We start from the raw sequence: 20,217 nt of genomic DNA on the forward strand, positions 1-20,217 counted from the left end.
AACAGCTCGTAAACCTACGGACACGGCACGGCTCACTGCCTGCGCTTCAACTGCGTTGCCCTGATATTGCGCCGAGAAATGCCTCCACTGTGGGCAGGATATTTTTCACAACGATGTCCACACCTGCTGCCGTCGGATGCATGCCGTCGGCCTGGTTGAGCTTCGCGTCGGCGGCAACCCCATCGAGGAAGAACGGATAGAGCGGCACGCCAAGGGTCTTCGAGAGATCCGGATAGATCGCGTTGAACTTCGCTGCATACTCACTGCCATAGTTCGGTGGCGCGAGCATGCCGCACAAGAGCACGGCGATCTTGCGCGCCTGCAACTTTGTGATGATGTCGGAGAGCGCGGCACGCGTGACGGCGGGATCGATGCCGCGCAAGGCATCGTTGGCGCCAAGCTCGACAATCACGGCATCGGTTCCATCAGGCACCGACCAGTCGAGCCGCTCGCGGCCGCCCGAGGCGGTGTCGCCGGACACCCCGGCATTGCTCATCTCGACCTTTATCCCCTTGGCTTCCAACGCCTTTTGCAGCCGGATCGGGAATGCCGCCGGGCCCGGGAGGCCGTACCCGGCGCTCAGGGAATCGCCCAGAACCACCATCTTGATCTGCTTCGCCGGGCCATTCTCCAGCCTTGGCGTCTGCGCGCTGGCCGCCGTCATCAAGCCCATAAGCAACACGAGTATGTGCACGAAGATTCTCAACCGGCCCTCGACCGCAGACGCGGAAGTGCCATATGACCGAACCATGGACAGTCTCATCGAATCCTCTTCACTGACCGACGTCGAGCCGGACACCATTGCCGTCAGGAACGTCAATCTCTCGCTCGGCACCGGCGCGGCACGGGTCCATATCCTCAAAGATATCAGCCTTCGTGTGGCAGCGGGTGAGGCCATCGGCCTGATCGGCCCGTCGGGCTCGGGCAAGTCGACCTTGCTGATGGTAATGGCGGGGCTCGAACGTCCTGACAGTGGAGAAGTGGTCGTCAACGGCACCTCGTTCAATGCCCTCGACGAAGATGCGCTGGCGCGCTTCCGCGGCCGCCAGGTCGGCATCGTCTTCCAGTCATTCCATCTGATCCCGACCATGACGGCGCTGGAGAACGTGGCGGTGCCGCTCGAGCTCGCCAGCAATCCCGATGCCGCTGCGCGCGCCGCGCAGGAGCTGCAATCGGTCGGGCTCGGCGAGCGGCTGCATCATTATCCGACGCAACTCTCCGGCGGCGAGCAGCAGCGCGTCGCGATCGCGCGCGCGCTCGCGCCCGATCCCGCGATCCTCGTTGCCGACGAGCCGACCGGGAATCTCGACGAGACGACAGGCAAGCAGATCGTCGACCTGCTGTTCACCAAGCACGCCGAGCGCGGCATGACGCTGGTGCTGGTGACGCACGATCTCGCGCTCGCGCAGCGCTGCGACCGCGTCGTGCGGCTGCGCTCCGGCCGCATCGACGGACAATCCACGACATGAGCATCGCGTCCGAAGTCGCGGTGCAGGGCCGCGCGTCGTCGCTTGCCTTCCGTTATGCGCTGCGCGAATTGCGCGGCGGCCTGCGCGGCTTCTACGTGTTCATCGCCTGCATCGCGCTCGGCGTGATGGCGATTGCCGGCGTCGGCTCGGTCGCCGCGAGCCTTGGCGACGGCCTGTCCCGCGAGGGACGTACGCTGCTCGGCGGCGACGTCGCATTCTCGCTGATCTCGCGCGAGGCCAAACCCAACGAGGTCGCCTATCTGCGCACGCGCGGCGAGGTTTCGATCGCGGCCACGCTGCGCGCGATGGCCCGCAGCAATGACGGCAAGCTGGCGCTGGTCGAGCTCAAGGCCGTCGACGGCAAATATCCGATGCTCGGCGAGCTGACGCTCGAGCCCAACATGCCGGTCGCCGATCTGCTGGCCGAACGCGACGGCGTCTACGGCGCGGCCGCCGATTCGACGTTGCTGGCGCGGCTCGACCTGAAGCTCGGCGACCGCGTCACCATCGGCAGTGCGACTTACCAGATCCGCAGCGTGGTGGTGGCCGAGCCCGACAAGCTCGCCGGCGGCGTCGGCCTCGGGCCGCGCTTCCTGGTCAGCGAAGCCAGCCTGCACGCCACCGACCTGCTGCAACCGGGCAGCCTGGTGCGCTGGATCTACCGCGTGAAGCTGCCTGACGGCGCCAACGATGATCGCGCCACCACCGCGCTGATCGACGGCGCGCGGGCCGCCGCGCCGGAGGCCGGCTGGGAGGTCCGCAGCCGCAGCAATGCCTCGCCGCAGCTCGAGCGCACCATCAACCGCTTCACCCAGTTCCTGACCCTGGTCGGCCTCGCGGCGCTCTTGGTCGGCGGTGTCGGCGTCGCCAACGCGGTGAAGAGCCATATCGACCGGCGCCGCGACGTCATCGCCTCGTTCAAGGCGCTCGGCGCCACCGGCCGCGACGTCTTCACGATCTACTGCACGCAGGTGGTGGTGCTGGCCGGGATCGGCTCGGTGATCGGGCTCGTGCTCGGCGCCGCGCTGCCCTTCGTCATCGTCGGCCTGTTCGGCAAGCTGCTGCCGCTGCCGGTGGTGCCCGCGCTGCATCCCGACGAGCTGGCGCTGTCCTTCCTCTACGGCCAGCTCACCGCGCTGGCTTTCGGGCTGTGGCCACTCGGCCGCGTCCATGACGTGCCGGTCGCGGCGCTGTTCCGCGAGACCGTCGCCAGCGAGTGGCATCGCCCGCGCTGGAGCTATCTGGCGCTGATGGCCGTGGTGATCGCGCTCCTGATCGGCGTCGCGATCGGGCTTGCCTATGACAAGCGAGTCGCCGCCGTGTTCGTCGCCTCGTCCATCGCGGTGTTCCTGCTGCTGCGCGGAATCGCCGAGCTCCTGATGGCGGTGGCGCGGCGGCTGCCGCGCAGCCGCATGACCATGCTGCGGCTGGCGATCGCCAACATCCACCGGCCGGGTGCGCTGACGCCGTCGGTGGTGCTGTCGCTGGGGCTCGGGCTGGCGGTGCTCGTCACCATCACCCAGATCGACGGCAATCTGCGCCGGCAATTCCTGGCCGCCCTGCCGGAGCGGGCGCCGTCGTTCTTCTTCATCGACATCCCCTCCACCGAGGCCGACCGCTTCAATGCCTTCCTGGCGAAGGTCGCCGCCGGCTCGACCGTCGAGGATGTACCGATGCTGCGCGGACGGATCGTGGCCGCGCGCGGCGTCAAGGCCGACCAGCTCAAGCCATCGGTCGATTCGGAGTGGGTGCTGCAGAGCGACCGGGGCCTGACCTACACCGGCGAAATTCCCAAGGGCTCGAAGATCGTCGAGGGCGAATGGTGGGGGCCGGACTACAGCGGGCCACCGCTGGTCTCGATGGAGAAGAAGATCGCCGACGGCCTGTCGTTGAAGATCGGCGACGAGATCGTCGTCAACGTGCTCGGACGCGACGTGCCGGCGAAAATCGCCAACCTGCGCAACATCGACTGGCAGGGCCTCGGCATCAATTTCGTGCTGGTGTTCTCGCCGAATGCCTTCAGGGGTGCGCCGCACAGCCATGTCGCGACCCTGACGGAACCACACGCCGATTCCGCCGACGACGCGCGCATCATCAAGCAGGTCGCCGACGCGTTCCCGATGGTGACCAGCGTGCGGGTCCGCGAGGCGCTGGAGACGGTCGGCAGCGTGGTCAGCAATCTGGTGCTGGCGATCCGCGGCGCCAGCGCCGTGACGCTGATCTCCGCGATCCTGGTGCTCGGCGGCGCGCTCGCCGCCGGACACCGCCACCGCGTCTATGACGCCGTGATTCTCAAGACGCTCGGCGCCACGCGGGTGCGACTGCTCGGCGCCTACGCGCTGGAGTATCTGATGATCGGTTTTGCAACCGCGGTGTTCGGGGTGATCGCCGGCTCGATCGCGGCCTGGCTGATCGTGACTAGGCTGATGACGCTGAGTTTTATCTGGCAGGCCGGCAGCGCCGCGCTGGTCGTGGTCGCCGCGCTGGTCGTCACGGTCGGACTGGGGCTCGCCGGGACGCTGCTCGCGCTAAACCAGAAGCCGGCCTCAGTGTTGCGGAATTTGTGACAAAATGTAGCGGCGCGAGCGCCGTTTTTGCCTATGATGCTAGGGCAGAGCGACATTCGGCCGCGCGTGGAAGCTTGCGTCGGATGTGTTAATTTCCCACATACCAATCGGGTCGGATAGTCGGTTTGAATGACACGGAATTAATGTTCCGCAAACCGAGCCATCTGAGATAGATTTACGACCGGCGCCGCAAATCCCTTGCGCTCCACCGGGACCAACCACGGGAATTCGACCATGTCGGACCTAGACCGCAACTACGCTTCTCCTTTCGGCCGGGCCGCCGGGCGCATTGACGCTGCGGCCGTCGACGCCGGTCTGCGCGCCTACATGCTGCGCATCTACAACTACATGAGCATCGGCCTGGCCATCACCGGCCTCGCCGCGCTCGGCGTCTACATGGGTGCGGTGACGACCGACCAGTCGGCCGCCGTCGCCAAGTTCGGCAACGCCTATCTGACGCAGTTCGGCTACGCGATGTTCGTGAGCCCGCTGAAGTGGCTGTTCATCCTCGCCCCTCTGGCGATGGTGTTCGTCATCTCGGCCGGCATCAACCGCCTGCAGCCCGCGACCGCCCAACTCCTGTTCTGGGTGTTCTCGGCGCTGATGGGTCTGTCGCTGTCGTCGATCTTCCTGGTGTACACGCACACCTCGATCGTGCGCGTGTTCTTCATCACCGCGGCAACGTTCGGTGCGCTGAGCCTCTACGGCTACACCACCAAGCGTGACATGAGCGGCATGGGCTCGTTCCTGTTCATGGGTCTGATCGGCATCATCATCGCGAGCCTGGTCAACCTGTTCCTGGCGAGCTCGGCGCTGCAGTTCATCGTGTCGGTGGTCGGCGTGCTGGTGTTCGCGGGCCTCACCGCCTGGGACACCCAGCGGCTGAAGAACGACTACATCTACGGCTACGCCTCGCAGGGTGGCGTGATGGCAGAGCGTGCGGCAATCACTGGTGCGCTGTCGCTCTACCTGAACTTCATCAACCTGTTCACGCTGCTCCTGCAGCTGCTCGGCCAGCGCGACTAAGCGCCTCGAGCGAGCCGATCAAATCCAAGCCCCGGCCATTCCGCCGGGGCTTTTCTTTTGGGCGAGGCGAGATGTGATGTAGCCCGGATGAAGCGCAAGCGAAATCCGGGACAGGCTGATCCGCGGCCTCAACGGCCCCGGATTGAGCGGAGCCTGCCATCGAGCGCGTTCGCGCGCCCCGTTGGCTCCATCCGGGCTACAAGCAGACTGACCTGGCGCGCTTAGACCAGCGACAGCTTGCGGTCGATGACGAGCAGCACGCGTTCGAGTTCGTGGCCGCGGCGCAGGATCAGGCCGGTCGCGGAAATCACGCTGTACATGCCCTGCTTGCGCGCAAGCCGGGGGTCCTTCTCGATCCGGTAGATCGGCACTTCCGACGCGCGCCGGAACACCGAGAACACGGCACGGTCCTTCAGGAAGTCGATCGCATAATCGCGCCACTCGCCGTCGGCGACCATGCGGCCGTAGAGATTGAGAATGCGGTTGAGTTCAAGTCGATTGAAAGTCACGCGATTGGGCTGAGGGGTCGCGGCGGCGGTGCGCGCCGCGGCACGACTCCCGCTCGGATCAGTGTCCTCCGAGATCAAACTCATCGAGCGCCTCCTGTCACCTCGGTGGCGATCGGGTTCCGAAGGCCCCTCTTCGGGATCGTCACGAGAGTGACATGATCGCGCTAAGCGCGCGGGCCCGCAAGGGGCCAATCGCAATGCAACCGGGCCTTAACCACCGCCGCGCGCGGCGGATTGTCCGAAAAACCGCAGAGTCACGGGAACGTTAGCGGAATCATATTGCTGCCCCACTTCCGCCCATCGCCCGCCCCGCTGCCCTGCGAAAAGGAAATCCTGCGTTGGCCCGGTCCTTTCGGTTCCGGATTCCTCAGCCCCCAGCCCCCCGGGGCCGTCGGGATCGGGCCTGTTCGCAGGGGAGTCAAATCCCAACACTGGGCCAACGAAAGTTGGTCCTTTTTGTTTTGGGACCTGCGCAAGCAAGACGCGCGCGCCAAGCACCGGCGCCTTCCTTTCGGCAGATCACTGAATGCAGGTTTGTCGCCATGCGGCTGCACGAAAACATGCGTGCGACCGGCGGAAGCCAGCGCATCGCGCCTTACCGCAGCGAGGCGCTAGTGAAGTGAGGTGAAGGCAGCGCCGAGCATCGGGCCCGGCTTGTCGCGGTTGCCGTCCTGGACGTACACCGCCGCAGCATCGACACCGTCACGCGTGATGTTCTCCAGCGGCACGGTCCAGCTCCCGGACGAACCGTTCCAGTCACCGACCTTGAGGAGATTGCGCACGACGTTGTGGTAGGTGATCTCGCGGCCGCGGTTCTCGCCGCGCGCGATCGAGATCGGCACCGACTTCGAGATCGAGCAGATCCAGACCTCGCCGCGCGACACGGCCGGCGACTTCGATGCGGCGACCGACACGTTGATCTGCTTGCCGCTCAGCGTCATCGTCACGGGCACCGACATCACGCTGCCGCTCCTTTCGGTGTCCTTGATGGCGTCCTCGATACTGGCGCGATCGCTGCCGATCACATGCGCGGAGCCATTGATCACGGCTTGCGGCGTGTAGACGTCGCGGTCGCCGCGAACATGCGAATAGGCCTTCTGGCGCGCGCTGAAACGGGAATCGGCCAGCGTGTCCTTCCAGCCGAGATAGTCCCAATAGTCGATCGGCATGCTCAGCGCGATGACGTTGGGGTCCTTCGCGAGGTCACCGATGATCTTGTCCGCGGGCGGACAGGACGAGCATCCCTGCGAGGTGAAGAGTTCGACGACGGCACGCGGATCGGCGTGGGCGGGGCGGATGATCGCGACGATTGCGCAGATACCAAGGGCGCTGGACCATCGCGAGATACAGTTATAGGCCATCATCGCTGTCATACTGCGAACCAGTCGTGATGATTTCCATCCGTAATTGTACGGAGCATGAAGTCTGTCCCTGAACTTGCGTGCCCCAAAACGCGAGAAAGCGGCCTTTTCATAGGCCGCCTTCTTTTTAGCCGCTACTCACTAAGCAGTGAGGCACCGATCACAAATCCGCGTTGGAGCATGGTCCGGAAAAGTGTGAAGCGGTTTTCCGGACAGACCATGCTCAAACAAAGGGGCCTTAGGCCGCGAGTTTGCGCAGCACATAATGCAGGATGCCGCCGTTGCGATAGTAGTCGAGCTCGTCCAGCGTATCGATGCGGCAGAGCAGCGGGACATCCTTTTTGCCGCCGTCAGCGGAGACGATCTCGGCCGTCAGCGTCTGGCGCGGCTTCAGATCGCCCTGCAGCCCGCGGATCGTGACCTTCTCGTCGCCCTTGAGGCCGAGCGAGGACCACGAGGTGCCGTCCTGGAAGGTGAGCGGAAGCACGCCCATGCCGACCAGGTTGGAGCGATGGATGCGCTCGAAGCTCTGGCAGATCACCGCGCGCACGCCGAGCAGGCGCGTGCCCTTCGCGGCCCAGTCGCGCGACGAGCCGTTGCCGTATTCGGCGCCGGCGAACACCACCAGCGGCACGCTCTCCTGCTGGTACTTCATCGCGGCGTCGTAGATCGACATCTGCTCGCCGTCGGGCCAGTGCCTGGTCAAACCGCCTTCCGGAATATTGCCGTCCGCGCCCTTCAGCATGAAGTTCTTGATGCGGATGTTAGCGAAGGTGCCGCGCATCATCACTTCATGGTTGCCGCGCCGCGTGCCGTACTGGTTGAAGTCGGCGGGGCGCACCTGGTGCTCGCTGAGGAACTTGCCGGCGGGCGAGGTCAGCTTGATCGAACCGGCCGGCGAGATGTGGTCGGTGGTGATCTTGTCGCCGAACATCGCGAGGATCCGCGCGTCGACTACGTCCGTGACCGGATCGGGCTGCTTCTTCATGCCTTCGAAATAGGGCGGGTTCTGCACATAGGTCGAGCTCATGTTCCAGCGATAGGTCTCGCTTTCCGTGGTCTTGATCTTGCGCCAGTTGGTATCGCCCTTGAACACGTCGGCGTACTTCTTCTTGAAGATCGTCGCGGTGACGTACTTCTTCATGAAGGCGTTGATCTCCTTGGCGGTCGGCCAGATGTCCTTGAGGAACACCGGCTTGCCGTCCTTGCCGATGCCGAGCGGCTCAACCGCGAGATCCTTGGTCACGGTGCCGGCGAGCGCATGCGCGACGACGAGCGGCGGCGAGGCGAGGTAGTTCGCCTGCACGTCGGGCGAGACGCGGCCTTCGAAGTTGCGGTTACCCGACAGCACGGCGGCGGCGACGATGCCGTTTTCGTTGATTGACTTCGAGATGTCTTCCGGCAGCGGGCCGGAATTGCCGATGCAGGTCGTGCAGCCGAAGCCGACGAGGTTGAAGCCGACCTTGTCGAGATCGGCCTGCAGGCCAGAATTGGCGAGATACTCCGCCACCACCTGGCTGCCCGGCGCGAGCGAGGTCTTCACCCACGGCTTGGCCTTGAGGCCCTTGGCGGCCGCCTTGCGCGCCAGCAGGCCGGCACCGATCAGCACGCTCGGATTCGAGGTGTTGGTGCAGGAGGTGATCGCCGCGATCACGACGTCGCCATGGCCGAGATCGAAGTCACGGCCCTCGACCGCATAACGCTTCTGCTCGCCCTCGGGCTTCTTGTATTCGCCGACCAGCGCGGTCGCGAAACCGGTCGACACCGCCGGCAGCGCGATGCGGCCTTCGGGCCGCTTCGGTCCGGCCATCGACGGTACGACGTCGCCGAGGTCGAGCGTCAGCGTGGTGGTGAACACCGGGTCAGTCGACTTGGCGGTACGGAACAGGCCCTGCGCCTTGGCGTAGGACTGCACCAGCTTGACGCGATCGGCCTTGCGGCCCGAGGTCTTCAGGTAATCGATGGTCGCGGCGTCGACCGGGAAGAAGCCGCAGGTCGCGCCATATTCGGGCGCCATGTTGCCGATGGTCGCCTTGTCCGCGACCGAGAGATAGTCGAGGCCCGGGCCGAAGAACTCGACGAACTTGCCGACCACGCCGAGCTTGCGCAGCATCTGGGTGACGGTCAGCACGAGGTCGGTGGCGGTCACGCCTTCCTTGAGCTGGCCCTTGAGCTTGAAGCCGACCACTTCTGGCAGCAGCATCGACAGCGGCTGGCCGAGCATGCAGGCCTCCGCCTCGATGCCGCCGACGCCCCAGCCGAGCACGGCGAGGCCGTTGACCATCGTGGTGTGCGAGTCGGTGCCGACCAGCGAGTCGGGATAGGCGACCTCGAAGGTGCCGGTCTTCCGGCCGACCGTCATCTTCTCCTTCTTGGTCCACACCGTCTGCGCGAGATATTCGAGATTGACCTGATGGCAGATGCCGGTGCCGGGCGGCACCACCGAGAAGTTCGAGAACGCCTTCTGGCCCCACTTCAGGAACTCGTAGCGCTCCTGGTTCTGCTTGTATTCCTCGGTGACGTTCTTCGCGAACGCCTTGTTGTCACCGAAGAAGTTGACGATCACCGAGTGGTCGATGACGAGATCGACCGGCACCAGCGGGTTGATCTTCTCGGCATCGCCGCCGAGGTTCTGCATCGCGTTGCGCATCGCCGCGAGGTCGACCACGGCCGGGACGCCGGTGAAATCCTGCATCAGGACGCGCGCCGGGCGGAACGCGATTTCGTGCTCGAGCTGGCGCTTCTTCAGCCACTTCGACACCGCAACGATGTCTTCCTTCTTGACGGTGCGGCCGTCCTCGTTGCGCAGCAGGTTCTCCAGCAGAACCTTCATCGAATACGGCAGCTTCGAAATCCCCTTCAGTCCGTTCTTCTCTGCCTGGGGCAGGCTGTAATAGACGTAGGACTTGCCGCCGACCTTCAGGGTCTTGCGGCATTTGAAGCTGTCGAGCGAGGTCATGCGAGGAATCCCAATTCTCAGTTATACCCGGCAAGGGTAACTAAACACCGGCGATCGGCACTGGCCAAGGGATGGCCTGGGGTGGGTTGCGGCCGCCGATTGTGTGTGCTGCATCAAGTTCCGGGCTTATAGAACCTTTCTAGAAGCACCGCCACACCGACAAGCGTGCGACAGCGTTGCGCGACCCAAAAATTCTCACGCGGTAGCGAAAGATTTCAGAGGGCTGTGACAAGACGAACCATGCGGCTCTCGGGACGAAATCTGAAATGCGTGCGCGGCGGGCGCGAGGTGTTTTCCGGCCTCGATCTGTCGGCCACGTCAGGCCAGGCGCTCGCCATCACCGGCCCCAACGGTGCCGGCAAGACCTCGCTGCTGCGCGTCCTCGCCGGGCTATTGGTTCCCGCCGAGGGTGTGGTCGCGCTCGAAGGCGGCGACGCCGAGCTCAGCCTGTCCGAGCAGGCCCACTATCTCGGCCACCGCGACGCCCTGAAGCCGGCGCTGAGCGTTGCGGAAAATCTGTCCTTCTGGCGGGAATTCCTCGGCGGCGAGACCGAGGACGCCGGCCGCTGCCTTGCCGCCGTGGCGCTCGACCACGCCGCGCATCTGCCGGCGGCCTACCTCTCCGCCGGGCAGCGCCGCCGCCTGTCGATCGCGCGCCTGCTCTCGGTGCGGCGACCGGTGTGGCTGCTGGACGAGCCGACATCGGCGCTCGACGCGGCCGGACAGGCGCTGTTCATCGACCTGATGCGCGACCATCTCGCACGGGGCGGCCTGATCGTCGCGGCGACGCATCTGCCGCTCGGCATCGATGCGCGCGATCTGCGGATGGGAGGCGCGGCATGAGCGCGCTTGGCGCCTTGATCCGCCGCGACATCCGCATCGCGCTGCGCGTCGGCGGCGGTGCGCTGATCGGCGTGCTGTTCTTCCTCACCGTCACGGTGCTGATGCCGTTCGCGGTCGGACCGGATCTCGCGCTGCTGTCGCGGCTCGGGCCCGCCATCCTCTGGCTCGGCGCGTTGCTGGCGAGCCTGCTCACGCTCGACCGCCTGTTCACGGCCGACCACGAGGACGGCTCGCTCGACCTCATCGTGATGAGCCGGACGCCGCTGGAACTCGCCTGCGCCGCCAAGGCACTGGCGCACTGGATCGCCGCCGGCCTGCCGCTGATCATCGCAACCCCGGTGCTCGGCCTGCTGCTCAATCTCGACGGCACCGCGACGCTCGCGGTCGCGGCGACGCTGCTGGCGGGAACACCGGCGCTGACCTTCACCGGCATGATCGGCGCGGCCCTGGCGGTGACGCTGCATCGCGGCGGGCTATTGCTGGCGGTGCTGGTGCTGCCGCTGTCGATCCCGGTGCTGATCTTCGGGGTTGCGGCCTCGCAGGCGGCGATATCGGGGCCTTTGCCGTTTGGAACACCGTTCTCGATCCTCTGCGCGCTGTCACTTGCCAGCCTCGTGATCGGCCCCTTTGCCGCCGCCGCGAGCCTGCGGCACGGGCTGGACTGAAATGAGCCCGATCAAATCTCGCCGGGAGGAGATCGGCCGATTGCCTGCGACACATCGGACGATTATCAGGGTGCCATGACGCTGACCGACCTCGCCAATCCGACCAAGTTTCTGGCGCTGACCGCACGCATCCTGCCGTGGCTCGCGGGCGTGACCGCGATCCTGCTCGCGATCGGGCTCTACCAGTCGGCGACGGCGCCCGACGACTACCAGCAGGGCGCCACGGTGAAGATCATGTTCATCCACGTGCCGAATGCGTGGCTGTCGATGTTCGTCTGGGGCGTCATGAGCGTGGCCGCGCTCGGCACCCTCGTTTGGCGGCATCCGCTCGCCGACGTCGCCGCGAAAGCCGCCGCGCCGATCGGCGCCGCCTTCACCTTCCTTGCGCTCGTCACCGGCTCGCTGTGGGGCCGGCCGATGTGGGGCACCTATTGGGAGTGGGATGCGCGCCTGACCTCGGTCTTGATCCTGTTCCTGATGTATCTCGGCCTGATGGCGCTGTGGCGCGCGGTAGAGGACCCGTCGCGTGCGGCGCGGGCGGCGGCGGTGCTCACGCTGGTGGGCGCGATCAACATCCCGATCATCAAGTTCTCGGTCGACTGGTGGAACACGCTGCATCAGCCGGCCTCGGTGTTTCGCGCCGGCGGGCCGACGCTCGACAAGGCGTTCCTGTGGCCGCTGCTGGTGATGGCGATCGCGTTCTCGCTGCTGTTCATCACCTTGCACCTGGCGGCGATGCGCAACGAGATCCTGCGCCGGCGCGTGCGCAGCCTGCAGATGATGCAGGCGAGCCGCGTCTCGTTCACGAGCGAGGTGGGCGGCGGTTCGCAAGCAACCGCGTCAAACGAAATTGGAGCGGCGTGATACGATGGCGCTTGGTCCCTACGCCTCCTTCATCGTGACGTCCTACGCGCTGGTCGCGGCGGTCGTACTGCTGTTGATCATCTGGATCATCGCCGACTATCGCCGGCAACAGGCGCGTCTCAGGGAGATCGAGGCCAGCGGCGTGACGCGCCGCTCCGGCCGCAGTGCGGCGGATATAGGATGAGCGATCAGGCGACCAACAGCCCGCCGCAAGCACGCCGCCTGCTGGTGGTGCTGCCGCTGCTGATCTTCCTCGGCCTCGCCGGGCTGTTCCTGCTGCGGCTCTATGGCGGCGATCCCTCGAAAATCCCGTCGGCGCTGATCGGCCGGCCGGCGCCGCAGACCGCCCTGCCCGCGCTCGACGGCCTGGTGCGGGACGGTGCGCCGGTCCCCGGTCTCGATCCCGCCGCCTTCAAGGGCAAGGTCTCGGTCGTCAACGTCTGGGCGTCGTGGTGCGTGCCTTGTCACGACGAGGCGCCGCTGCTGACCGAGCTCGGCAAGGACAAGCGCTTCCAGATCATCGGCATCAACTACAAGGACTCGCCCGAGAATGCCCGGCGCTTCCTCGGCCGCTACGGCAATCCGTTCGGCATCGTCGGCGTCGACGGCAACGGCCGCGCCTCGATCGAATGGGGCGTCTATGGCGTGCCCGAGACCTTCCTGGTCGGGCGCGAGGGCACCATCGTCTACAAGCTGGTCGGCCCGGTGACTCCGGACAACGTCAACCGCGTGCTCAAGGCCGAGATTGAGAAGGCGCTCGCGGCGGGCAGCTAGCGACAGCGGCGTATTGGCCCTCCCTCTCCCCGTCCTTTACGGGGAGAGGTCGAAATTCGCGCGAAGCAGGAATTTCGGGTGAGGGACTTTGGACGGTGTTTGTAACAAACTCCGAGCCTATCCGTGGAGAGACCCCTCACCCCAACCCTCTCCCCGCATCCGCCTTCGCCCGAAGGCGGGCTTCGGCGGACAAGAGAGCGGGGCGAGGGAGCAGAGTGCTGATCACCCCTTCCGCACGTCGCCCGCGTCGGCCTCGCTCGCCTCCAGCGAAACCGGCTCGAGGTGATAGCGCTTGGTCAGCGGCATCTGGGCTATGGCGAAGATCATGGTCAGCGGCGTCACGCCGAACACCTTGAAGTTCACCCAGAAATCCGTGGTCTGCGTGCGCCAGACGAGCTCGTTGAGCACCGCCATGCCGGCGAAGAACAGCGCCCAGCGCATGGTGAGGATGCGCCAGCCCTGCGGCGTCAGGTTGAACACCTGATCGAACATGATGGCGATGAAGGACCGGCCGAACAGGAGCCCGCCGCCGAGCACGGCCGCGAACAGCCCGTAAATGATGGTCGGCTTGACCTTGATGAAGGTCTCGTCGTGCAGCACCAGCGTCAGCGTGCCGAACACCAAGACGATCGCGCCGGTCACCAGCGCCATGATCGGCACGTGCCTGGTCACCACATAGGATGCGATCATCGCGGCCACGATCGCCACCATGAACGCGCCGGTCGCGACGAACAGATGGTACTTGGCGTTGGCGATAAAGAACACGAGCAGCGGCCCGAGTTCGGTCGCCAGCTTGAACAGCGGATGCGGCTGGGTCTTGTCCATCAACTCTCTACTTTGATTTGAGGCATGACCCGATCCGAAAACCGGTGTCCACTTTGCGCTAACGCGGCCCTTCGGGTCGGGGTCATGCCTCGATTCCGGCAATTGCCTTGGCAAAATCCTTCGCCGCGAAGGGCGCGAGGTCCTCGACGCCTTCGCCGACGCCGATGAAATGCACCGGCAGCTTGTGCTTCTCCGACAGCGCGACAAGGATGCCGCCGCGCGCCGTGCCGTCAAGCTTGGTCATCACGAGCCCCGTGACGCCTGCCGTACGATGAAACGCCTCGACTTGCGACAACGCATTTTGTCCCACCGTGGCGTCGAGCACGAGCAGCACCGCGTGCGGCGCTGACGCATCGACCTTCCTGATGACGCGCACGACCTTTTCCAATTCGTTCATCAGCTCGGACTTGTTCTGCAGGCGTCCGGCGGTGTCGATCAGCAGCACGTCGCGCTGCTGCTCCTTGGCCGCGGTCAGCGCGCTGAAGGCAAGGCTCGCCGAATCCGAGCCCTGGGCACCGGCGATGACCGGCGACTTGGTGCGCTCGCCCCAGACCTTGAGCTGCTCGATCGCCGCGGCGCGGAAAGTGTCGCCGGCGGCCAGCATGACCTTGCGGCCCTCGGCGGAGAATTTCGCCGCCAGCTTGCCGATCGTCGTGGTCTTGCCGGAGCCGTTGACGCCGACCACCAGGATGACGAACGGCTGCTTGCCGGCATCGATCTCGAGCGGCTTCGCCACCGGCGCCAGCACCTTCTCGACCTCGGTCGCAACGACGTCCTTGACCTCGTCGGCCGAGATCGCCTTGTCGTAGCGCCCCTTGCCGACAGCCTCCGCAATGCGGACCGCGACATCGGTACCGAGATCGGCGCGCAGCAGCACATCCTCGATGTCATCGAGCATGGCCGCATCGAGTTTGCGCTTGGTGACGAGGTCGGCGACCGCGGTCCCGATCGAACTCGAGGTCCGCTTCAGGCCGCCCTTCAGCCGCTGCCACCAGCTCTGTTTTGGAGTTCCCGCAGTGGTATCGTTCATGGCGCGGACGTGTTAGCCGTTTCGGCCCATAAACGAAAGTCTCGACGAATTGATCGATGTTCCCCAATTGACCGCGGAAGAGATCCTGGGCCGGGTGCTCCACCGCGACGGGCTGATGCTGGTGATCGACAAGCCGGCCGGCCTGCCGGTGCATCGCGGTCCCAAGGGCGGCCCCAATCTGGAGGCCTCGTTCGAACGCGCTGCGGTTCGGCCTGCCGCGGCCGCCGGTGCTGGCGCATCGGCTGGACAAGGACACCTCGGGCTGCCTCGTCCTGGGACGTCACCGCAAGGCAACCGCCTCGCTCGGGCTGTTGTTCAAGCACAGCAAGATCTCGAAGACCTATTGGACCGTGGTCGAGGGCGGCCCTGCCGAGGATGAAGGCACCATCGACATGCCGCTCGGCCGGCTCAACGCCGAGCGCGGCTGGTGGCAGAAGCCGGACCCGAATGGCCAGAAGGCGATCACCAACTGGAAGGTGCTGGGGCGTGGCGACGGCCTCACCTGGCTCGCGATGGAGCCGGTCACCGGCCGCACCCATCAGTTGCGGGTGCATTCGGCGGCGATGGGCTGGCCGATCGTCGGCGACAATATCTATGGCAACGGTCCGCGCTTCGGTGAGCCGATCCTGCATCTGCATTCCCGCGAGATCGGCATCCCGATCTCCAGGAACAAGGACCCGGTGCATGTGGTCGCGCCGGTACCCGAACACATGCGGGAGCGGCTCAAGGCCTGCGGCTGGAACGGGCAGTAGCCTCCGTGATTTTACGGAGAATTATCCTTTACGGAACATTCAGGCCCATCCGCTAGTCCTGAAGGCGGCTTAGAAAAGCGCGCCGCGACGGCTCAGGACGAGCAATGCTGAATGATGGACAAGCAATTGTCGACGAGGTCGAGGCTGCGATACGCGCCGGCTCCGCCGATAAATGCCTGGCCACGGCAAGGCGCGTCACCGGCCTTTTCCTCGCATCCGCCGGCAAGTTCAACAGCGAACAGATCGAGCTGTTCGACAACGTGCTCGAGCGTCTGGTGAAGACCATCGAGTTGCGCGCGCTCGCCGACATCAGCGCCCGGATGGCGCTCACCGACATCAGCGAGCAGCTCGCACCGGTCGCCCAGGCACCGCCCGCGATCATTCGCCGTCTCGCCAGCAATGACGAGATCAGGATCGCGCGGCCGATCCTGCAGGAATCGTCGCGGCTCAGCGCGGACGATTTGGTCGAGATCGCACGGACCAAGAGCGAGCAGCATCTGCTCGCCGTCGCCGGCCGCTGGTGGCTGAAGGAGGTCGTCACTGACGCGCTTCTGGCGCGTCGCTTTGCGAGCGTGAGCCACCGCCTGGTCACCAATCCCGGCGCCAAAGTATCGCCGGGCGGATTTGCCGTCATCCTCGCGCAGGCCGAGCACGATCCGGTGCTTGCGGTCGAGACCGGCATTCGCGCGGACCTGCCGTCGGAGCTCCGCCTTCAACTCCTGCGCCGCGCGACGGAAGAGGTTCGCGGCCGTCTGCTGGAACGCGCCCCGCCCTATCTGTTCGAAGAGATCCGGCATGCGATCGCAGCGGTCGCCGCCGGCGTCGAGCGCGACATGTCGCAAGTCCGCGACTTCACCGCGGCCAAGCACCACGTCGCGAAGCTGAAGGACGACGGCGAGCTCAACGAAGCCTCACTGCTCGGTTTCGCCAGGCAGCGAAAATATGAAGAGACCATCGTTGCGCTGGCGTATCTTGCGCAGTCGAACATCGAGGTGATCCGCTCCCTGATGCAAAGCCTGCGCAGTGAAGGCCTGCTGGTGCCGTGCCGGGCGGCAGGCCTGAGTTGGGATACCGCCGCCGCGGTGATGGAATGTCGCTATACCACCGGCTCCATGGGACCGGTCGAACTCGCTCATGCGAAGAGCCAGTTCACGAAATTGACCCGCGAAAACGCCGATCGCCTGCTGCGGTTCTGGCAGGTTCGCGCGTCGCAGCCGGCAAGGCTGGGCGGGCGCACGCACTGAGTGCGTCATGCACGATGCGCATGTAGAGATTCAACCTGTCAAATAGCTCGTTCAGTATCATCACATGCGAAATGCAGGTGATCCGCTGCTCCGGAGGCGCCATGCGCGGCTCCCCACATTCGTCGTCCTGGCGAAAGCCTGGACCCATCAACCACCGCATTCGGTGACCGTGCGAGATCGCGGCCCCAGCGTCGCGCAGCAATTGAGATCTGCGGTAAGGGGCCCCGGCCTGCGCCGGGAACAATGGGAGCGAACTTTCTCAGCGGCCCGATGCAATGAGCCGCGCACCGTCATGGCCGCGGATAGTCATCGCGCGCACCATGCCCGGCGCATCTCTCTCGATCGCGACCGGCAGGAAATGCTCGGTGCGGCCTTGCCGCTCGCTCTCGATCAGCACCTCGCGTGTCGCGCCGACTTCCGCATCAAGCCGGCGCAGCAGCGCGGCTTCGCCGGCCGCGCGCAGCCGCCTGGCGCGCTCCTTGATAGCCCCGCCGGCAACTTGCGGCATTCGCGCGGCGGGCGTTCCCGGGCGCTGCGAATAGGGAAACACGTGCAGGAAGGTGAGATCGCATTCCGCGACCAGATCGAGCGAGCGCGCAAACATCTCTTCGGATTCGGTCGGGAAGCCCGCGATGATGTCGGCGCCGAGAGCGATGTCCGGCCGCAGCCGGCGGACCTGCGCGCAAAAATCGATCGCGTCCTTCCGCGAATGCCGGCGCTTCATCCGCTTCAGGATCATGTCGTCGCCGGACTGCAACGACAGATGCAGATGCGGCATCAGTCGCGCATCGTCGGCGATGACATCGAGCAGGTCGCGATCCGCTTCGATCGAATCGATCGACGAGATGCGCAGCCGCTTCAGCTCGGGCACGTGGCGCAGGATCTGCCGGGTCAACTGGCCGAGTTTCGGCGCGCCCGGCAGGTCGGCGCCATAGCTCGTGAGATCGACGCCGGTCAGCACGATCTCGGCATGGCCGCGCTCGACCAGCGCACGGACCTGATCGACCACCGCGCCCATCGGCACCGAGCGCGAATTGCCGCGGCCGTAGGGGATGATGCAGAAGGTGCAGCGATGATCGCAGCCATTCTGCACCTGAACGAATACGCGCGGCAGGCCGCGCTCGAAGCCGTCGAGCAGATGCGGCGCCATCTCGGTCACCGCCATGATGTCGGCGACCGCGACCTTCTCGCTCGCATCGATGCCGAACGGCGCCTCGAACGCAGCGCGCGTGGCCCGCCAGGCGTCGCCACGCATCTTCTCGTCATTGCCGACGACGCGGTCGACCTCGGCCATCTCGGCGAACATCCGGCTTTGCGTCTGCGCCGCACAGCCGGTGACGACGATGCGCGCATGCGGGCGTTCGCGTTTCAGCTTGCGGATCGACTGCCGCGCCTGCGCCACCGCCTCGTTGGTGACGGCGCAACTGTTGATGACGATGGTGTCGGTAAGGCCCGCCTGCTCCGCCTCGCGGCGAATCACCTCGGACTCAAATGCGTTGAGGCGGCAGCCAAAGGTGACGACATCGACGCCCATAACCGATCTCACGCCCGATCAAGCAACGCTGGCGAACAGCGCCGGATCGAAGCGGCCCTCATATTCGAAATCGGCGGTGCCGGTCATCAGCACGTGATCGTCGCGCTCGCGCCATTCGATGCCGAGCTTGCCGCCGGGCAGTGTGATCTCGACGCTGCGATTGGCACGCTTGAGCCGCGCCGCCGCGACCGCCGTCGCGCAGGCCGCCGAGCCGCACGCTCTGGTGAGGCCGGCGCCGCGTTCCCAGGTGCGGATCGTGATGTGGTCGCGATCGACGATATGGGCGAGCGTGATGTTGGCGCGTTCCGGAAAGATCGGGTGGTTTTCCAAAAGCGGGCCGAAACGTTCGAGATCGTAGGCATTGACGTCATCGACCCAGAAGATCGCATGCGGATTGCCCATCGAGACCACCGAGGGCGAATGCAACACCGGATTGTCGATCGGCCCGACCTGCAGCTCGATGTAGCGGGTGTCGCGAAATTCCTCAGCCAGCGGAATGTCCTGCCAGCCGAACTTCGGCGCGCCCATGTCGACGGTGTAGAGATCGGGCGCCGGCCCCTGCCAGCAATTGAGCAGGCCGGCGCGGGTCTGGAACGTCGCTGATGTCTGGCCGGTCTTCTCGAAGATCCGCCGCACCACGCAGCGCATGCCGTTGCCGCAGGCCCCGGCCTCCGAGCCGTCATTGTTGTAGATCGAGATGAACGCTTCGGTGCCGTCGAGCCGCGGCGGCTGCAGCACCATCAGCTGGTCATAGGGCACGCCGCCCGCCGGCGAAGCCACGGCGCGCGCCTCCGCTGCCGACACCTGTGCCCGACCTTGTACCGCTGAATCGCGCAGGTCGACGACGACGATCTCGTTGCCGATGCCGTTCATCTTGGCGAATGCGTGATTGGCGAGCGCGCTCATCGATTTTCCCAAATTCTGCCCGGTTATATGGCGAGTGGTGGCCAGTTAGCCAGCCTGAATGGCCCCATGACACATCTGTCATGGGACGAATGCAGAACTTGCGTGTTAGGAATATCGCACCTCGCGGACCGCGCGCCGGGACAGATCGAGCGGCCGTTCGAGGCAGGGGATGGAGAAAAACCAATGAACCGTATCAACACGCTCCGCGCGGCCCTGGTCGCGCTGCTGCCCTTGGCCGCGATCGCACTGGCAAGCCCGGCCCCTGCCCAGTCGCCGTCAGCCTCGCCCGCTCCCGCAGCGAGCCCGACCCCTGCCCCTGCACCGTCGGCGACACCGGTGCCCCCGCCGGCCGAGACCAAGTCGCCGGCCGACAGCCCGGCCGCAGCGCAGACCCCGGCGCCGGCGCCGGCAGCCCCGGTGCAGACCGCCGATCCCTTCGGCGAGCCGTTCACGCTGGAGCCGAAAAAGGTCGTGATGCTGAAGGGCACGGCCAATTGGGATTCCGCCTTCGACGCCCTGATCGAGGCGTTCAAGCAGCTCACCGCGCTGCTCGACAAGGACGGCGTCAAGGCATCGGGCAATCCGATGATCGTCTACACCTCGACCGACGACACCGGCTTCACCTTCATCGCCGAGATCCCGGTCGATCAGGACGTCAAGAACCTCGGCAAAAACATGAGCATGGGCAATTCGCCCGACGGCAAGGCGCTGAAGTTCGTCCATCGCGGTTCCTACGACAACATGGACAACACCTATGAGGCGATCACCAACCACCTCGACGACAAGAAGCTCGAAGCCAAGGACACCTTTATCGAGGAATACATCACCGATCCGCTGAAGACCGCGGAGGACAAGCTTGTGATCAACGTCTACGTACCCCTGAAGTGAG

Annotated in this window: 18 protein-coding genes and 1 pseudogene; 11 read left to right on the forward strand and 8 right to left on the reverse strand. The window is 65.4% G+C overall.

Going from position 1 to position 20,217, the window contains the following annotated elements; translation table 11 throughout:
- Positions 1–46 precede the first annotated feature (46 nt).
- Positions 47–694 carry an arylesterase gene (locus ACSKB9_RS23235; RefSeq protein WP_438080359.1) on the reverse strand — a complete coding sequence of 216 codons (648 nt, stop codon included), beginning with the start codon at positions 692–694 and terminating at the stop codon, positions 47–49.
- Positions 695–749: 55 nt separating this feature from the next.
- On the opposite strand from ACSKB9_RS23235, the gene ACSKB9_RS23240 reads away from it, so the two are divergent.
- The 3 genes from ACSKB9_RS23240 (at position 750) to ACSKB9_RS23250 (ending at position 5,062) form a co-directional block, all read left to right on the forward strand.
- Complete coding sequence (locus ACSKB9_RS23240) at positions 750–1,469, forward strand: ABC transporter ATP-binding protein (RefSeq protein ID WP_438076019.1); 720 nt, start codon at positions 750–752, stop codon at positions 1,467–1,469.
- Positions 1,466–4,036, forward strand: a complete 2,571-nt coding sequence (locus ACSKB9_RS23245) for an ABC transporter permease (protein WP_438076022.1) — start codon at positions 1,466–1,468, stop codon at positions 4,034–4,036. Before ACSKB9_RS23240 ends, ACSKB9_RS23245 begins: the two co-directional genes overlap by 4 nt.
- A 234-nt stretch (positions 4,037–4,270) precedes the next feature.
- Positions 4,271–5,062 (forward strand): Bax inhibitor-1/YccA family protein, encoded by a 792-nt coding sequence (locus tag ACSKB9_RS23250; RefSeq protein WP_021078796.1) that lies wholly within the window; start codon positions 4,271–4,273, stop codon positions 5,060–5,062.
- A 221-nt stretch (positions 5,063–5,283) separates the two neighbouring features.
- Here the strand turns inward: ACSKB9_RS23250 and ACSKB9_RS23255 are convergent, their stop codons facing one another.
- The 3 genes from ACSKB9_RS23255 to acnA form a co-directional block, all read right to left on the reverse strand.
- Complete coding sequence (locus ACSKB9_RS23255; RefSeq protein ID WP_438076025.1) at positions 5,284–5,655, reverse strand: DUF2794 domain-containing protein; 372 nt, start codon at positions 5,653–5,655, stop codon at positions 5,284–5,286.
- Between the two features lie 527 nt (positions 5,656–6,182).
- Positions 6,183–6,944, reverse strand: coding sequence for a DUF1223 domain-containing protein (locus ACSKB9_RS23260; RefSeq protein WP_057020930.1), 762 nt, complete (start codon positions 6,942–6,944; stop codon positions 6,183–6,185).
- 226 nt (positions 6,945–7,170) lie between these two features.
- Positions 7,171–9,891, reverse strand: a complete 2,721-nt coding sequence (gene acnA / locus ACSKB9_RS23265) for an aconitate hydratase AcnA (protein ID WP_253605466.1) — start codon at positions 9,889–9,891, stop codon at positions 7,171–7,173.
- Between the two features lie 240 nt (positions 9,892–10,131).
- Between acnA and ccmA the strand changes: the two genes are divergently transcribed.
- From ccmA to ACSKB9_RS23290, 5 genes are all read left to right on the forward strand, one after another.
- Entirely contained in the window at positions 10,132–10,734 is a 603-nt protein-coding gene (gene ccmA, locus ACSKB9_RS23270) for a heme ABC exporter ATP-binding protein CcmA (RefSeq protein WP_438076027.1), read from the forward strand.
- Entirely contained in the window at positions 10,731–11,399 is a 669-nt protein-coding gene (gene ccmB, locus ACSKB9_RS23275) for a heme exporter protein CcmB (protein WP_057020933.1), read from the forward strand. The genes ccmA and ccmB overlap by 4 nt, the downstream gene beginning before the upstream one ends.
- A gap of 75 nt (positions 11,400–11,474) precedes the next feature.
- A complete protein-coding gene (locus ACSKB9_RS23280) occupies positions 11,475–12,263 on the forward strand; it encodes a heme ABC transporter permease (protein ID WP_438076030.1) in 789 nt (262 codons plus the stop codon).
- A 4-nt stretch (positions 12,264–12,267) separates the two neighbouring features.
- Positions 12,268–12,447, forward strand: a complete 180-nt coding sequence (gene ccmD / locus ACSKB9_RS23285) for a heme exporter protein CcmD (protein ID WP_438076032.1) — start codon at positions 12,268–12,270, stop codon at positions 12,445–12,447.
- The gene (locus ACSKB9_RS23290; protein WP_057020936.1) at positions 12,444–13,037 is read left to right on the forward strand and encodes a DsbE family thiol:disulfide interchange protein; all 594 of its coding nucleotides are present in this window, start codon (positions 12,444–12,446) and stop codon (positions 13,035–13,037) included. The genes ccmD and ACSKB9_RS23290 overlap by 4 nt, the downstream gene beginning before the upstream one ends.
- A 222-nt stretch (positions 13,038–13,259) precedes the next feature.
- Here ACSKB9_RS23290 and ACSKB9_RS23295 read toward each other — a convergent pair whose 3' ends face one another.
- Both ACSKB9_RS23295 and ftsY read right to left on the reverse strand, forming a co-directional pair.
- Complete coding sequence (locus ACSKB9_RS23295) at positions 13,260–13,862, reverse strand: septation protein A (protein WP_038384708.1); 603 nt, start codon at positions 13,860–13,862, stop codon at positions 13,260–13,262.
- Positions 13,863–13,944: 82 nt separating this feature from the next.
- The gene (gene ftsY, locus ACSKB9_RS23300; protein WP_438076035.1) at positions 13,945–14,892 is read right to left on the reverse strand and encodes a signal recognition particle-docking protein FtsY; all 948 of its coding nucleotides are present in this window, start codon (positions 14,890–14,892) and stop codon (positions 13,945–13,947) included.
- 49 nt (positions 14,893–14,941) lie between these two features.
- Here ftsY and ACSKB9_RS23305 point away from each other — a divergent pair.
- Together ACSKB9_RS23305 and ACSKB9_RS23310 are read left to right on the forward strand one after the other, a co-directional pair.
- Positions 14,942–15,644 (forward strand): annotated as a pseudogene (locus ACSKB9_RS23305) (RluA family pseudouridine synthase).
- 104 nt (positions 15,645–15,748) lie between these two features.
- Entirely contained in the window at positions 15,749–16,888 is a 1,140-nt protein-coding gene (locus ACSKB9_RS23310; RefSeq protein WP_438076037.1) for a DUF2336 domain-containing protein, read from the forward strand.
- 259 nt (positions 16,889–17,147) lie between these two features.
- On the opposite strand, the gene mtaB is transcribed toward ACSKB9_RS23310, so the two are convergent.
- Complete coding sequence (gene mtaB / locus ACSKB9_RS23315) at positions 17,148–18,422, reverse strand: tRNA (N(6)-L-threonylcarbamoyladenosine(37)-C(2))-methylthiotransferase MtaB (RefSeq protein WP_438080360.1); 1,275 nt, start codon at positions 18,420–18,422, stop codon at positions 17,148–17,150.
- Between the two features lie 18 nt (positions 18,423–18,440).
- Entirely contained in the window at positions 18,441–19,328 is an 888-nt protein-coding gene (gene dapF / locus ACSKB9_RS23320; RefSeq protein WP_310883399.1) for a diaminopimelate epimerase, read from the reverse strand.
- A gap of 183 nt (positions 19,329–19,511) precedes the next feature.
- Here dapF and ACSKB9_RS23325 point away from each other — a divergent pair, with 183 nt between their 5' ends.
- The gene (locus ACSKB9_RS23325; RefSeq protein WP_057020941.1) at positions 19,512–20,216 is read left to right on the forward strand and encodes a GyrI-like domain-containing protein; all 705 of its coding nucleotides are present in this window, start codon (positions 19,512–19,514) and stop codon (positions 20,214–20,216) included.
- Position 20,217 lies beyond the last annotated feature (1 nt).

The organism is Bradyrhizobium sp. BR 1433 (assembly GCF_051547665.1).
GTDB lineage: Bacteria > Pseudomonadota > Alphaproteobacteria > Rhizobiales > Xanthobacteraceae > Bradyrhizobium > Bradyrhizobium australafricanum.

Bases quoted from the DNA above. Each gene is read 5' to 3' on its own strand.
- ACSKB9_RS23240 (WP_438076019.1), top strand. From the start codon at position 750: ATGGACAGTCTCATCGAATCCTCTTCACTGACCGACGTCGAGCCGGAC.
- ACSKB9_RS23245 (WP_438076022.1), top strand. From the start codon at position 1,466: ATGAGCATCGCGTCCGAAGTCGCGGTGCAGGGCCGCGCGTCGTCGCTT.
- ACSKB9_RS23250 (WP_021078796.1), top strand. From the start codon at position 4,271: ATGTCGGACCTAGACCGCAACTACGCTTCTCCTTTCGGCCGGGCCGCC.
- ACSKB9_RS23255 (WP_438076025.1), bottom strand. From the start codon at position 5,655: ATGAGTTTGATCTCGGAGGACACTGATCCGAGCGGGAGTCGTGCCGCG.
- ACSKB9_RS23260 (WP_057020930.1), bottom strand. From the start codon at position 6,944: ATGACAGCGATGATGGCCTATAACTGTATCTCGCGATGGTCCAGCGCC.
- acnA (WP_253605466.1), bottom strand. From the start codon at position 9,891: ATGACCTCGCTCGACAGCTTCAAATGCCGCAAGACCCTGAAGGTCGGC.
- ccmA (WP_438076027.1), top strand. From the start codon at position 10,132: ATGCGGCTCTCGGGACGAAATCTGAAATGCGTGCGCGGCGGGCGCGAG.
- ccmB (WP_057020933.1), top strand. From the start codon at position 10,731: ATGAGCGCGCTTGGCGCCTTGATCCGCCGCGACATCCGCATCGCGCTG.
- ACSKB9_RS23280 (WP_438076030.1), top strand. From the start codon at position 11,475: ATGACGCTGACCGACCTCGCCAATCCGACCAAGTTTCTGGCGCTGACC.
- ccmD (WP_438076032.1), top strand. From the start codon at position 12,268: ATGGCGCTTGGTCCCTACGCCTCCTTCATCGTGACGTCCTACGCGCTG.
- ACSKB9_RS23290 (WP_057020936.1), top strand. From the start codon at position 12,444: ATGAGCGATCAGGCGACCAACAGCCCGCCGCAAGCACGCCGCCTGCTG.
- ACSKB9_RS23295 (WP_038384708.1), bottom strand. From the start codon at position 13,862: ATGGACAAGACCCAGCCGCATCCGCTGTTCAAGCTGGCGACCGAACTC.
- ftsY (WP_438076035.1), bottom strand. From the start codon at position 14,892: ATGAACGATACCACTGCGGGAACTCCAAAACAGAGCTGGTGGCAGCGG.
- ACSKB9_RS23310 (WP_438076037.1), top strand. From the start codon at position 15,749: ATGCTGAATGATGGACAAGCAATTGTCGACGAGGTCGAGGCTGCGATA.
- mtaB (WP_438080360.1), bottom strand. From the start codon at position 18,422: ATGGGCGTCGATGTCGTCACCTTTGGCTGCCGCCTCAACGCATTTGAG.
- dapF (WP_310883399.1), bottom strand. From the start codon at position 19,328: ATGAGCGCGCTCGCCAATCACGCATTCGCCAAGATGAACGGCATCGGC.
- ACSKB9_RS23325 (WP_057020941.1), top strand. From the start codon at position 19,512: ATGAACCGTATCAACACGCTCCGCGCGGCCCTGGTCGCGCTGCTGCCC.